Origin of the sequence: Roseateles violae, from assembly GCF_030410485.1 — a bacterium.
GTDB lineage: Bacteria > Pseudomonadota > Gammaproteobacteria > Burkholderiales > Burkholderiaceae_C > Roseateles_D > Roseateles_D violae.
On the sequence record NZ_JAUHHC010000004.1, the window covers coordinates 542,173 to 555,498 of the forward strand.

Sequence of the window (13,326 nt, forward strand, 5' to 3'; positions counted from 1 at the left end):
GACGGCCTGCATTGACTGAGCGGCACCCGTGGAACTGGCTCTGCCAGGCCACCGGGTGCGCCCCCTTGAGGGGGAGACGCGAAGCGTCTACGGGGGTGGGTCATTTCATCTTGCACGAGGCCGCATAGGCGTCCGCGTGGTTGGTGAAGATCTTGCCCAAGGTCTTGTTGGTCACCCGGCCCTGGCCGTCCTTGGTAATCACGCGCAGGTAGTAGTCCTGCACCGGGTACTGGTTGTTGTTGAACTTGAAGGGGCCTCGCACCGAGGCGAACTTGGCCGCCTTCAGCGCCTTCAGCACCGCCTCCTTGTTCTCGACCTTGCCCTTCACCTCGCGCACCGCCGCGTCGATCAGCAGCGCCGCGTCATAGCCCTGCGAGGCATACAGCGAGGGCAGGCGGCCGTATTCCTTCTGGAAGTCGGCGACGAAGCGCTTGTTGGCGGCGTTGTCCAGGTCATGCGCCCATTGCGAGCTGTTGAACATGCCCAGCATCGGCTCGCCGACCGCGCGGATCACGTCCTCGTCGGCCGAGAAGCCCGGGCCGAACAGGGTGATGTCCTTGGACAGGCCGGCGCCGACGAACTGCTTGATGAAGTTGATGCCCATGCCGCCGGGCAGGAAGATGTACATCGCGTCCGGCTTGGCCGCGCGCGCCTGCGCCAGCTCGGCCGAGTAGTCCAGCTGGCCCAGCTTGGTGTAGATCTCGTCGGCGACCGCGCCCTTGTAGAAGCGCTTGAAGCCGGTGATCGCGTCCTTGCCGGCGGGATAGTTCGGCGCCAGCACGACGACCTTCTTGAAGCCCTTGTCGGTGACCGTCTTGCCGACCGCCTCGTGCAGGTTGTCGTTCTGCCAGGCGATGTTGAAGAAGTACGGATTGCACTGCTCGCCGGCGTACTGCGAGGGGCCGGCATTGGCACTGATGTAAGGCGTCTGGCTCTCGAACACGCTGGGGCCGACGGCCAGCATCACGTTCGAGAACACGATGCCGGTCATGAAGTCGACCTTGTCGCGCTTGAGCAGGCGCTCGGCACTCTGCTTGGCGACATCGGGGTTCTGCTGGTCGTCGGCGGTGACCACCTCGGCAGCCAGGCCGCCGAACTTGCCGCCTTGGTGCTTGAGGGCCAGATTGAAGCCGTCGCGGATGTCGACGCCGAGGCCGGCGCCCGGGCCGGACAGGGTGCTCAGCATGCCGATCTTGATCTTGTCGGCGGCAAAGGCCGGCTGGGCCAGGGCGATCAGGACTGCGGCGCTCAGAACAGTGTTCTTCATCATCATCGTGTCCACCTCCAAATGGATTCAGGTTTCTTGACGCAAACGAAAGCGTTGCAGCTTGCCCGTCTCGGTGCGCGGCAGGCTCGCGCGGAACTCTATCGCACGGGGGTACTTGTACGGCGCGATCGTCGCCTTGACGAAGTCCTGCAAGGTCTTGACCGTCTCGGCGCCCGCCCCATGGCCCTCGCGCAGCACGACGAAGGCCTTGACGATCTGGCCGCGCTCCTCGTCGGGTACCCCGACCACACCACATTCAGCTACCGCTGGATGCGCGAGCAGCGCCGACTCGACCTCGGGTCCGGCGATGTTGTAGCCGCCGGAGATGATCATGTCGTCGGTGCGCGCGTGGTAGACGAAGTAGCCGTCCGCGTCGACCAGATAGGCGTCGCCGGTCAGGTTCCAGCCGTTCAGGACATAGTTGCGCTGGCGCTCGTCGGCCAGATAGCGGCAGCCGGTCGGACCCTTGACGGCCAGCCGGCCGACCTGGCCCGGCGGCAAGACCCGGCCCTCCTCGTCGAGCACGCAGGCGCGGTAGCCCGGCACCGGGCGGCCGGTGGCGCCGGGCCGGGCACTCGCCTCGTCGTGCGAGATGAAGATGTGCAGCATCTCGGTCGCGCCGATGCCGTCGATCATCTCGATACCGGTCACGTCCTTCCACAGCTTGCGCGTCGCCGCCGGCAGCGCCTCGCCGGCGCTGACGCATTTGCGCAGGCTGGAGATGTCATGGTTCTTGACCAGCGGCGCCATCGCGCGGTAGGAGGTCGGCGCGGTGAAGCAGACGGTGGCGCGGTACTCGGCGATCGCTGGCAGCAAGGCCTCCGGCGCTGCCTTCTCCAACAGCACCGTCGACGCGCCGACGCTCATCGGGAACAGCAGCAGGCCGCCCAGGCCGAAGGTGAAGGCCAGCGGCGGGCTGCCGATGAAGACATCGTCGGCCGTCGCGCGCAGGCAATGCACCGGCCAGCAGCGCAGAACAGCGATCACGTCGCGGTGGTTGTGCATCGTGCCCTTGGGCTGGCCGGTCGTGCCGGAGGTGAAGGCGATGATGCAGCAGTCCTCGGCGGCGGTGTCGACATTGTCGAAATGCGCGCGCTTGGTCCTCGCTCGCGCCTCCAGGCCCTCGGCCGCCTCGCTGCGGTAGAGCACCGTAGTCTTCAGGCTGGGGCATTGCGCCTGGGCCAGCGCCAGCTCCTCGGCCAGCGCGGCGTCGCACAGCGCATGGCTGACCTCGGCCTTGTCGATCACCTGCTTCAGTTCCTTGGCGCGCAGCAGCGGCATCGTCGCCACCGCGATCGCGCCGACCTTCATGATGGCGAACCAGCAGGCCGCCAGCTGCGGCGTGTTGGCGCCGCGCAGCAACACGCGGTTCCCGGGCACGACGCCCATGTCCTCGACCAGCACCTGGGCGATGCGATTGGCTTCGGCCCGCAACTGGGCGTAGGTCCAGCGCAGGCCTGCGCCCTGGATGCACGGTCGATCGCCCTGCCCGCTCTCGACCCAGCGGTCCAGCAGATCGTGGGAACAATTCAGCCGCTCCGGAAACAGCAGCTCCGGCAAGTCGAAGATCAACTCAGGCCATTGCTCGCGCGGCGGCAGATGGTCGTTGGCGAAGCTGTCGACATGGGCACTGCTGCTGGATGGACTCATTTGAGAAGATCCCGACCGATAATCAGTTGCTGAACCTCGCTGGCGCCCTCGTAGATGCGCAGCGCGCGGATCTCGCGGTACAGCGATTCGACGATTTCGCCGCTCCTCACACCGCGGCCGCCATGCAGCTGCACGGCCGCGTCGATGACCTGCTGCGCGCCCTCCGTCGCCATCAGCTTGGCCATCGCCGCCTCGCGCGTGACGCCGCGGCCCTGGTCGCGCTGCCAGGCGGCGCGGTAGACCAAGAGCGCCGAGCTGTCGACCGTGCAGGCCATATCGGCCAGCTTGGCCTGGGAAAGCGGCAGCTCGGCAAGGGTCGCGCCGAACATCCTGCGGCTCTTGGCCTGCTTCAGGCCCTCTTCGAGCGCGCGGCGGGCGAAGCCCAAGGCTGCGGCGGCGACCGAGGTGCGGAACACGTCCAGCGTGCGCATCGCCACCTTGAAGCCCTCGCCGGGCGCGCCGATCATCTGGCTCTTGGGCACGCGGCAGTTGCTGAAGCGCAGCCGGGCCAAGGGATGCGGCGCGATCACATCGATGCGCTCGGCGATCTCGAAGCCGGGCAGTCCGGCATCGACGATGAAGGCGCTGATGCCGCGCGAGCCAGGCGCTTCTCCCGTGCGAGCGAACAGCACATAGAAGTCCGCGATGCCACCGTTGGAAATCCAAGTTTTCTCGCCATTCAGCAGATAGCCGTCACCGTCCTCGGTGGCGCTGCACTGCATCGCCGCCACGTCCGAGCCGGCCTCGGGCTCCGACAGCGCGAAGGCCGCCAGCGCCTCGCCGCGTGCCACGCGCGGCAGATAGCGCTCGCGCTGCGCCGGCGTGCCCATCAGCGAAATCGCGCCGGAGCCGAGACCCTGCATCGCAAAGGCGAAATCGGCCAGGCCGTTGTAGCGCGCCAGCGTCTCGCGCAGGATGCAGATCGCGCGGGTGTCGATGCTGTCGCCCTCGCCGCCGGCGATCGCATGGCGCAGCCAGCCGGCCGCGCCGAGCGCCCTGACCAGGGCCTTGCACTCGGCATCGATATCGTCGCCGTGGCCCTGTGCCAGATGCTCGGCACACCAGGCATCCAGGCTCGCCGCCAGTTCGCGATGCCGGTCTTCGAAGAACGGCCATTCAAGGTGCGTGCCGTGCATCTCAGTCTCCCTTGAACTCGGGTCGCTGCTTCGCCACGAAGGCGTGGTAGGCCCGATGGAAGTCCTGCGTCATCATGCAGATCGCCTGGGCCTGGGCCTCGGCCTCGATCGCCTCGTCCACGCCCATATTCCATTCCTGGTGCAGCATCTTCTTGGTCATCGCGTGGCCGAAGCCGGGGCCGGTGGCGATCTCGCTGGCCCAGCCGACGCTGGCCTCCAGCAAGGCCTCGGGTTCGGCCAGTCGGTTGAAGAAGCCCCAGGCCAGGCCCTCATCGCCGCCGAGACTGCGGCCGCTGTAGAGCAGATCGGAGGCGCGGCCCTGGCCGACGATGCGCGGCAGGATGGCGCAGGCACCCATATCGCAGCCGGCGAGTCCCACGCGGGTGAACAGGAAGGCCGTCTTCGAGCGCGCGGTGCCGACGCGCAGGTCCGAGGCCATCGCGATGATGGCGCCGGCGCCGGCGCAGACGCCGTCGATCGCCGCGATCACCGGCTGGGGGCAGGCCCGCATGGCCTTGACCAGGTCGCCGGTCATGCGGGTGAAGGCCAGCAGGTCCGGCATGCTCATCTGGGTGAGCGGGCCGATGATCTCGTGCACGTCGCCGCCGGAGCAGAAATTGCCGCCCGCGCCCTGCACGACGATGGCACGCACCTCCTCCACATAGCTGAGCCGGCGGAACAGATCGCGCAGCTCGGCATAGGACTCGAAGGTCAAGGGGTTCTTGCGCTCGGGCCGGTTCAGCGTGATCAGGCCCACGGCGCCGCGCTGCTCCCAGCTGAAATGCGTGGCCTGGTAGCCGGCCAGGCTTTGGCGGTTGCCCGCCTCCAGATGCTTGTCCATCAGCTTCTCGTCCTTTGGTGATTCTTCAGCACGGCCAGCAAGTCGTAGACCTGGGCCTTCTGCTCGGCGCTCCAGCCGGCCAGCAGCTCGATCACCCATTGCTCGTGGGTGACCGCCATCTTCTTGAACTGGCGCTTGCCGGCCGCCGTCAGCTTGACGGTGAAGGAGCGGCGGTCGCTCGGATGCGCCTCGCGCACGACCAGGCCCTCCGCCTCCAACTGGTCGGTGATGCCAGTGACATTGCCGCCGGTGACCATCAGGCGTTGCGAAAGCTCCCGCATCGTCAAGCCCTCGGGCGTGCGCTCCAACTGCGCCAGCAGGTCGAAGCGCGGCAAGGTCGTGTCGAATTCCTGGCGCAGGCGGCTGCGGATCTGCGTCTCGACCCGCGTCGTGCAGGCCAGCAGGCGCAGCCAGAGCTTGACCGCCTGGTGGTGGTCGTCGACCACGCGCGATTCCAGGTCCACATCGCTCATCGTTGTGTCTCCCCGCCGCAGACGGCGATCGCCTGGCCGTTGACGGCCGCGCTGCCGCGCTGCACCAGCCAGAGCACGCTGTTTGCCACCTCCTGCGGCTGCACCAGCCGGCCCTGCGGATTGGCGGCGGCGAACTGGCCCAAAGCCTCTTCGGCGCTGCGGCCGGTCTTGGCGACCAGGGTCTCGATCGAGCGCTCGATGATCTCGGTCTCGGTATAGCCGGGGCAGACCGCGTTGACGGTGACGCCCTTCTTCGCCAGCTCCAGCGCCATCGCGCGGGTCAGGCCCAGCACCCCATGCTTGGCCGCGCAATAGGCAGCCACATAGGCATAACCGGTCAGCGCCGCCGTGCTGGCGACATTGACGATGCGGCCGAAGCCGCGCTGGGCCATGCCGGCGGCCACCTCGCGCGAGCAAAGAAAAGTGCCGGTCAGATTGACCTGCAGCATGCGCTGCCAGAGCGCCAGCGAGGTCTTGCCCAGCGGCGCCGTCTCGACCTGGCCGGCGTTGTTGACCAGGATGTCGACCGCTCCGATCGCCGCGAAGGCACTTTGCACGCTGGCCTCGTCGCCGACGTCGCAGGCCTGGATACTCGCGGCATCACCGAGCCGCCGCTGCTGCGCCTGCAGCCGCTCCAGGCTGCGGCCCATCAGCGTGACGTGGGCGCCATCGGCAATCAGCGCCTCGGCAATCGCCGCGCCGATGCCGCTGCCGCCGCCGGTGACGACCGCATGCAGGCCGCTCAGCTTCGACCCGCTCATACGCCCAGCGCCTTGTTCGCCTGCTCGGCCGCCGCAACATTGCCGGCGCGCTGGCGCTCGAACTCGCGCTCGAGCTGGCTCTTGCCCGACAGGTACTGCCTTGGCCATTCGAGGCCCTGCGGACCGGCATAACCGATGCGCGCGGCCTCGCTCAAGGTCCAGGCCGGGTTGGCCAGATGCGGGCGGGCGATCGCGCAGAGATCGGCGCGGCCGGCGGCGATGATGCTATTGACATGGTCGGCCTCGGAGATCGCGCCGACGGCAATCGTCGCGATGCCGACGCGGTTGCGGATCGACTCCGAGAACGGCGTCTGCCACATGCGGCCGTAGACCGGCTTCTGCGCCTTGCTGACCTGGCCCGAGGACACGTCGATCAGGTCGGCACCGGCGGCCTTGAAGGCAGCGGCGATCTCGACCGCGTCTTCCGGCGTGGTGCCGCCAGCCACCCAGTCGTGTGCCGAGATCCGCACCGACAGCGGCCGCTCGGCCGGCCAGGCGGCGCGCATCGCGCGGAAGATTTCGAGCGGGTAACGCAGCCGGTTCTCCAGCGAACCACCGTACTCGTCCTCGCGCCGGTTCGTCAGCGGCGAGATGAAGCTGGAGAGCAGATAGCCGTGCGCGCAGTGCAGCTCCAGCCAGTCGAAGCCGGCCTCGGCCGCGCGCCGCGTCGCGGCGACGAAATCGTCCCGCACGCGGTCCATGTCCGCACGATCCATGGGCTTGGGCGTCTGGCTGACGCCGTCCAGATAGGGCTGGGCCGAGGCGGCCAGCAGCGGCCAGTTGCCGGCCGCCAGCGGCTGGTCTTCACCGCCGCCGTCCCAGGGCACGCGGGTCGAGCCCTTGGGCCCGGCATGGCCCAGCTGCAGCGCGATCTTGGCGCTGCTGTTTGCGTGGACGAAGTCGACGATGCGGGTCCATCCCTGCTGCTGCGCCTCGTTCCACAGCCCCGGGCAGCCGGGCGTGATGCGTGCATCGGGCGAGGGGCAAGTCATCTCGGCAAACACCAGACCGGCGCCGCCCAGCGCCCGTGCGCCCAGATGCGCGAGGTGATAGTCGGCCGGCAGGCCGTCCGCGCAGCTGTACTGCGCCATCGGCGAGACCACGACCCGGTTTTTTAACGTCACACCGCGCAGCTTGAACGGCGTGAACATCGGCGGCACGGCCTTGTCGCCACCGGCCAGCCATTGCTCGAAGGCCTCGACATAGGCGCGGTCGCGCAGGCGCAGGTTCTCGTGCGAGATCCGCTGCGAGCGGGTCAGGAGCGAATAGGCGAACTGCTCGGGCGCCAGGCGGGCGTGGCGCTCGACGTTCTCGAACCATTCGGTCGAGTTGCGCGCGGCGTTCTGGATGCGCAGCACATCGATGGCACGCGTCGCCTGGTAGCGCTGTAGCGCGCCATCCAGGTCGCCGGGCATGGCCGCGATGTCCTGCGCCAGCGCGATCGCGTCCTCCAGCGCCAGCTTGGTGCCGGAGCCGATCGAGAAATGCGCGGTATGCGCCGCATCGCCCATCAGCACGACCGGGATGCCGCGCTCGTTGCGGTGCACCCAGTTCTTGCAGACCACGCGCGGGAAGCGGATCCATTGCGCCGAGCCGCGCAGATGCGCGGCGTTGGACACCAGCTTGTGACCGTCCAGCACCTTGGCGAAGAGCTTTTCGCAGAAGGCGATGCCCTCCTCCTTGCTCATCTGCTCGAGGCCGGCGGCCTGCCAGACCGCCTCGGGCGTCTCGACGATGAAGGTCGAGGTCTGCTCGTCGAAGCGGTAGGCATGGGCCTGGAACCAGCCCCATTCGGTTTGCTGGAAATCGAAGGTGAAGGCCTCGAACAGCTTGGACGTGCCCAGCCAGACGAAGCGGCAGTTCCGCAGGTCGATGTCCGGCTGGTATGTGGCCTGGTATTTGCCGCGCAGCCGGCTGTTCAGGCCATCGGCGGCGATGATCAGATCGGCGGCTATGTCGGCGTCATCCTCGACATTGCACTCGTAGCGCAGCCGGACGCCCAGTTCGGCGCAGCGCGCCTGCAGGATGTTCAAGAGCTTCATCCGGCCGATGCCGCAGAAGCCATGGCCGCCCGAGCGCAGCGTGCGTCCATTGATGTGGACCTCAATGTCGTCCCAGTGCTTGAAGGCGTCGAGGATCTCCTCGGCCGTCTGCGGGTCGGCCTCCCGCAGCGCGGACAGCGTCTGGTCGGAAAAGACCACGCCCCAGCCGAAGGTATCGCCGGGCCGGTTGCGCTCCAGTACCGAGACCTCGTGCGCCGGGTTCTGCTTCTTCATTAGAAGGGCGAAATACAGGCCCGCCGGGCCGCCGCCGATACAGCTGATACGCATGCTCGTTCACTCCGCGTTTGCAGCCAACTTTAGGCATTGATATTTTAGATGTCAATCATTTTTCTTTTGTGCCAAACTCGGGCTTTCCCGCGTTTTCTCCAACCGCTGTAGCTGTTGGGATTAACCGACACCACGGGGTTTTGAGCGCTGCTAAGGTTCGGCCCGCTGTTGATAAGGAGTCCCCATGACACGGCTTTGGGACATCTCCCCCACCGTCTCGCCCGCCTCGCCGATCTTTCCCGGCGACGAGCCCTTCTCGCTGCGCTGGACCGCGCGGCTGTCGCCCGAATGCCCGGTCAATCTGAGCGCGATCACGATGTCGCCCCATGTCGGCGCCCATGCCGACGCGCCGCTGCACTACGGCAATGACCAGCCGAGCACGGCGGAGGTCGATCTGCAGGCCTATCTGGGCCCCTGCCGGGTCATCCACGCGATCGGCTGCGGCCCGCTGATCAAGATCGAGCATCTGCAACATGCCGAGGCGAATCTGCCGGAGAGAGTGCTGGTGCGCTGCTGCGAGCGGGCCGACGAGACCTGGAACCCCGACTTCACCGCCTATGCACCGGAGACGGTCGAATGGCTGGCCGCGCGCGGCGTCAAGCTGATCGGCCTGGACACCCCCTCGGTCGACCCGGCGACGAGCAAGAGCCTGGATAGCCACCAGCAGCTCTTGCGCCTGAACCTGCGCGTGCTGGAGAACCTGGTGCTCGACGAGGTGCCCGAAGGCGATTTTGAGTTGATCGCGCTGCCGCTGAAGCTGGCCGGGGCCTGCGCCTCGCCCGTGCGCGCGGTGCTGCGCTCGCTGTGATGGAGAGAAACGCATGAAGACAAGAGACGACTATCTGGCGCTCGACGCGGCCGACCCGCTGCGCGGCCTGAGAGAGCAGTTCAGCCTGCCCGCCGGGGTGATCTATCTGGACGGCAACTCGCTGGGCGTGCTGCCGAAGGCCACCGCCGCTCGCGTGCAGGACGTGATCACCCGCGAATGGGGCGGCGACCTGATCAAGGCCTGGAACACGGCCGACTGGATGCACCTGCCCGAGCGCGTCGGCGACAAGATCGCCCGCCTGGTCGGCGCGGCGCCGGGCGAGCTGGTCGTCGCCGACTCGACCTCGCTGAACCTCTACAAGGTGCTGGCCGCGGCGATTCGCATCGCCCAACAGGACGCGCCGCAGCGCAAGCTCATCGTCTCCGAGCGCAGTAACTTCCCCACCGACCTCTATATCGCCGAAAGCCTTTGCCAGCAGCATGGCTTCAGCCTGAAGCTGGTCGACAGCGTCGAGGAGATCCCCGCCACGCTGAATGCCGAGCTGGCCGTGCTGATGCTGACCGAGGTCAATTACCGCACCGGCTACAAGCACGATATGGCGGCGCTGACCGCCGCCGCGCAGGCGGCCGGCGCGCTGACCGTCTGGGACCTGGCGCATTCGGCCGGCGCGGTGCCGGTCGACCTGAAGGGCGCGAATGCCGATTTCGCCATCGGCTGCGGCTACAAATACCTGAACGGCGGCCCCGGTGCGCCCGCCTTCGTCTGGGTTCACCCGCGCCATACCGATAGCTTCTGGCAGCCGCTCTCCGGTTGGATGGGCCATGCCGCGCCCTTCGAGTTCACGCCCAGCTACCAGCCGGCGCCGGGCATCCGCCGTTATGTCTGCGGCACGCCCTCGGTGATCGGGGCCTCGGCGCTGGAATGCGGCGTCGACACCGTGCTGGCGGCCGAGGCCCATGGCGGCATGGCCGCGCTGCGCGAGAAGTCGCTGGCGCTGACCGAGGCCTTCGCGGCGCTGGCCGAGGCCCGCTGCGGCGAGTACGGCGTCTACGTCGTGTCGCCGCGCGAGCCGGCACGGCGCGGTAGCCAGGTCTGCCTGGCGCTCAAGAGCCCGCTGCAGGAGGCCGGCTATGCGGTCGTGCAGGCGCTGATCGCGCGCGGCGTGATCGGCGACTTCCGCGCCGGCGATCCCGCGCGGCTGGATCAGGTGCCGCACATCCTGCGCTTCGGCTTCACGCCGCTGTACATCGGCTTCGTCGAGGTCTGGGACGCGGTCGAGCATCTTCGCCAGGTGCTGGCCAGCGGCGAATGGCAAGAGCCCCGTTTCAACACCAAGGGAGCAGTGACATGAGCGGCTGTCCGGTGAACCATGGGGAGAACATCGTCCAGGAAGAAGGCGCCCAGCTCGACTTCTCCAAGGACATGAGCTACGGCGACTACCTGAAGCTCGACCAGGTGCTCAGCGCCCAGCATCCGCTCTCGCCCGAGCACAACGAGATGCTCTTCATCGTCCAGCACCAGACCTCGGAGCTGTGGATGAAGCTGATGCTGCACGAGCTGCAGGCAGCGGTGGCCAACGTGGCGGCCGACCGCCTGCCCGAGGCCTTCAAGATGCTGGCCCGGGTGTCCAGGATCATGGAACAGCTGGTCCATGCCTGGGATGTGCTGGGCACGATGACGCCGCCCGAGTACACGGCCATCCGCCCCTATCTGTCGAACAGCAGCGGCTTCCAGAGCGCGCAGTACCGCCGCATCGAGTTCATGCTCGGCAACAAGAACGCCGCGATGCTCAAGCCCCATGCGCACCGGCCCGACCTGCTGGCCCAGGTCGAGGAGGCCTACCGCGCGCCCTCGCTCTACGACGAGGCGCTGCGCCTGATCGCGCGCCGCGGCATCACGGTGCCGCAAGCCGCGCTGGAACGCGACTGGACCCTGCCCTATGCCGCCGACGAGGGCGTCAAGGCCGCCTGGCTGGAGGTCTACCGGGCGCCCGAGAAGCATTGGGACCTCTACCAGATGGCCGAGGAACTGGTCGATCTGGAGGACGCCTTCCGGCTCTGGCGCTTCCGGCATGTGACGACGGTCGAGCGGGTGATCGGCTTTAAGCGGGGCACTGGCGGCACCGGCGGCGTCAGCTATCTGCGCAAGATGCTCGATGTGGTGCTTTTCCCCGAACTCTGGACCCTGCGGACCGAGCTTTAAAATCCCGCCATACCGCCATCCGGGCTGCCACAAGCGGCCGTACCAGGACCCTCATGGACACTCGCACCTCCACCATCGCCCTGCGCATCGAGCGCCTTCGTGACGCGCTGCGCGCAGCCGGCGCCCATGCCGCCCTGGTGCCCTCGGCCGATCCGCATCTGTCCGAATACCTGCCGCAGCGCTGGCAGGGCCGCCAGTGGCTGTCCGGCTTCACCGGCTCGATGGCAACCCTGGTCGTGACGCTGGACCGGGCCGCCCTGTTTGCCGACAGCCGCTACTGGGCCCAGGCCGAGAAGGAATTGGCCGGCACCGGCATCGAGCTGGTCAAGATCCCGACCGGCGCGGCCACCCACTACATCGAGTGGATCGCCGCCCAGCTGAAGGCCGGCGAGGCGCTGGCGATCGACGGCCAGGTGCTGAGCCTGGCGCTGGCCGGCGCCCTGCGCGCGGCGATGGAGCGCGCCGGCATCGCCCTGCGCACCGATGTCGACGTGGTGCAGTCGGCCTGGGACGGCCGTCCCGGCCTGCCCACGGCCGCCATCTACGAACACCTGCCGCCGCAGGCCACGATCAGCCGCGCCGAGAAGCTGGCCGATGTGCGCGCCGCCATGGCCCGCGCCGGCGCCAGCCACCATTTCATCTCGACCGTCGACGATGTCGCCTGGCTCTTGAACCTGCGCGGCGCCGATGTCGACTACAACCCGGTCTTCCTGGCCCATGTGCTGCTGGATGCGAAGAAAGTGACCCTGTTCGTCGCCGCCGGCAAGGTCTCGGCCGAGCTGCAGGCGCGGCTGGTGCTGGATGGCGTGCAGCTGGCCGACTATGCCCAGGCCCCGCAGGCCCTGGCCGCGCTGCCGGCCGATGCGGTGCTGCTGCTGGACCCCAAGCGCGTCACCCTGGGCCTGCGCGAGGCGGTGGCCAACACCGTGCGCGTGGTCGAGCAGATCAACCCCAGCACCCTGGCCAAGAGCCGCAAGACCGCTGCCGAGGCCCAGCATGTGCGCGAGGCCATGGTGCAGGACGGCGTCGCCATGTGCGAGTTCTATGCCTGGTTCGAGGCGGCCCTGGCCCGCGGCGAGGCAATGAGCGAGCTCACCATCGACGAGAAGCTCAGCGCCGAGCGCGCCAAGCGCCCCGGCTACGTCGGCCTGTCCTTCCCCGTCATCGCCGGCTTCAATGCCAATGGCGCGATGCCGCATTACCGCGCATCGCCCGAGTCCTTCGCCCAGATCGAGGGCGACGGCCTCTTGCTGATCGACTCCGGCGCGCAATACCTGGGCGGCACGACCGACATCACCCGCGTCTGGCCGATCGGCCAGGTCAATGCCCAGCAAAAGCGCGATTACACGCTGGTGCTGAAGGGCATGATCGGCCTGTCGGTGGCGGTCTTCCCGCGCGGCACCCTGAGCCCGATGCTGGACGCGCTGGCCCGCCTGCCGCTGTGGCAGCAGGGCCTGGACTACGGCCACGGCACCGGCCACGGCGTCGGCTACTTCATGAATGTGCACGAGGGCCCGCAAAGCATTTCCAAGGCCGTGCCCGAGGCGACGATGGCGATGGAGCCGGGCATGATCACCTCCAACGAGCCAGGTCTTTACCGCCCGGGCCAATGGGGCGTTCGGATCGAGAACCTGGTCTTGAACGTGCCGCTGGACACGCCGGAAAAGGGCCAGTTCGGCGAGATGCTGGCCTTCGAGACCTTGACCCTGTGCCCGATCGACACGCGTTGCATCGACACCCGCCTGCTGCGCGCGGACGAGCTCGCCTGGCTGAACGACTACCACGCCACCGTGCGCGCCCGCCTCGCTCCGCTGGTCGAGGGTGCGGCGCTGGCCTGGCTGATCGAGCGTACCGAGCCGCTGGCCGCCTGAGCCCGCGACCGGGCTTGCGACGAAGC

General features: G+C 68.0%; 11 protein-coding genes. 4 read left to right on the forward strand and 7 right to left on the reverse strand.

What is annotated here, in order from left to right; genetic code table 11:
- Positions 1–100: 100 nt before the first annotated feature.
- From QWJ38_RS16915 to QWJ38_RS16945, 7 genes are read right to left on the reverse strand one after another with little or no spacing between them, the layout of a single operon-like run.
- Positions 101–1,267, reverse strand: coding sequence for an ABC transporter substrate-binding protein (locus QWJ38_RS16915; protein WP_290360275.1), 1,167 nt, complete (start codon positions 1,265–1,267; stop codon positions 101–103).
- A 27-nt stretch (positions 1,268–1,294) separates the two neighbouring features.
- The gene (locus QWJ38_RS16920; protein ID WP_290360276.1) at positions 1,295–2,917 is read right to left on the reverse strand and encodes an AMP-binding protein; all 1,623 of its coding nucleotides are present in this window, start codon (positions 2,915–2,917) and stop codon (positions 1,295–1,297) included.
- Positions 2,914–4,053 (reverse strand): acyl-CoA dehydrogenase family protein, encoded by a 1,140-nt coding sequence (locus tag QWJ38_RS16925; RefSeq protein WP_290360277.1) that lies wholly within the window; start codon positions 4,051–4,053, stop codon positions 2,914–2,916. Before QWJ38_RS16925 ends, QWJ38_RS16920 begins: the two co-directional genes overlap by 4 nt.
- 1 nt (position 4,054) lies before the next feature.
- Complete coding sequence (locus QWJ38_RS16930) at positions 4,055–4,894, reverse strand: enoyl-CoA hydratase family protein (RefSeq protein ID WP_290360278.1); 840 nt, start codon at positions 4,892–4,894, stop codon at positions 4,055–4,057.
- Positions 4,894–5,367 (reverse strand): MarR family winged helix-turn-helix transcriptional regulator, encoded by a 474-nt coding sequence (locus tag QWJ38_RS16935; RefSeq protein ID WP_290360279.1) that lies wholly within the window; start codon positions 5,365–5,367, stop codon positions 4,894–4,896. The genes QWJ38_RS16930 and QWJ38_RS16935 overlap by 1 nt, the downstream gene beginning before the upstream one ends.
- The gene (locus QWJ38_RS16940) at positions 5,364–6,128 is read right to left on the reverse strand and encodes an SDR family NAD(P)-dependent oxidoreductase (protein WP_290360280.1); all 765 of its coding nucleotides are present in this window, start codon (positions 6,126–6,128) and stop codon (positions 5,364–5,366) included. The genes QWJ38_RS16935 and QWJ38_RS16940 overlap by 4 nt, the downstream gene beginning before the upstream one ends.
- Positions 6,125–8,458, reverse strand: coding sequence for a bifunctional salicylyl-CoA 5-hydroxylase/oxidoreductase (locus QWJ38_RS16945; RefSeq protein ID WP_290360281.1), 2,334 nt, complete (start codon positions 8,456–8,458; stop codon positions 6,125–6,127). Before QWJ38_RS16945 ends, QWJ38_RS16940 begins: the two co-directional genes overlap by 4 nt.
- Before the next feature lie 184 nt (positions 8,459–8,642).
- On the opposite strand from QWJ38_RS16945, the gene kynB reads away from it, so the two are divergent.
- Genes kynB through QWJ38_RS16965 form a run of 4 tightly spaced genes read left to right on the forward strand, consistent with a single transcriptional unit; the run spans position 8,643 to position 13,300 of the window.
- Positions 8,643–9,266: an arylformamidase gene (gene kynB, locus QWJ38_RS16950; RefSeq protein ID WP_290360282.1), complete on the forward strand. Its 624-nt coding sequence runs from the start codon at positions 8,643–8,645 to the stop codon at positions 9,264–9,266.
- 13 nt (positions 9,267–9,279) lie between these two features.
- A complete protein-coding gene (kynU, locus tag QWJ38_RS16955; protein ID WP_290360283.1) occupies positions 9,280–10,578 on the forward strand; it encodes a kynureninase in 1,299 nt (432 codons plus the stop codon).
- Complete coding sequence (gene kynA / locus QWJ38_RS16960) at positions 10,575–11,429, forward strand: tryptophan 2,3-dioxygenase (protein WP_290360284.1); 855 nt, start codon at positions 10,575–10,577, stop codon at positions 11,427–11,429. The genes kynU and kynA overlap by 4 nt, the downstream gene beginning before the upstream one ends.
- Positions 11,430–11,482: 53 nt before the next feature.
- On the forward strand, positions 11,483–13,300 hold the full coding sequence (locus QWJ38_RS16965; protein ID WP_290360285.1) for an aminopeptidase P family protein: 1,818 nt from the start codon (positions 11,483–11,485) through the stop codon (positions 13,298–13,300).
- Positions 13,301–13,326 lie beyond the last annotated feature (26 nt).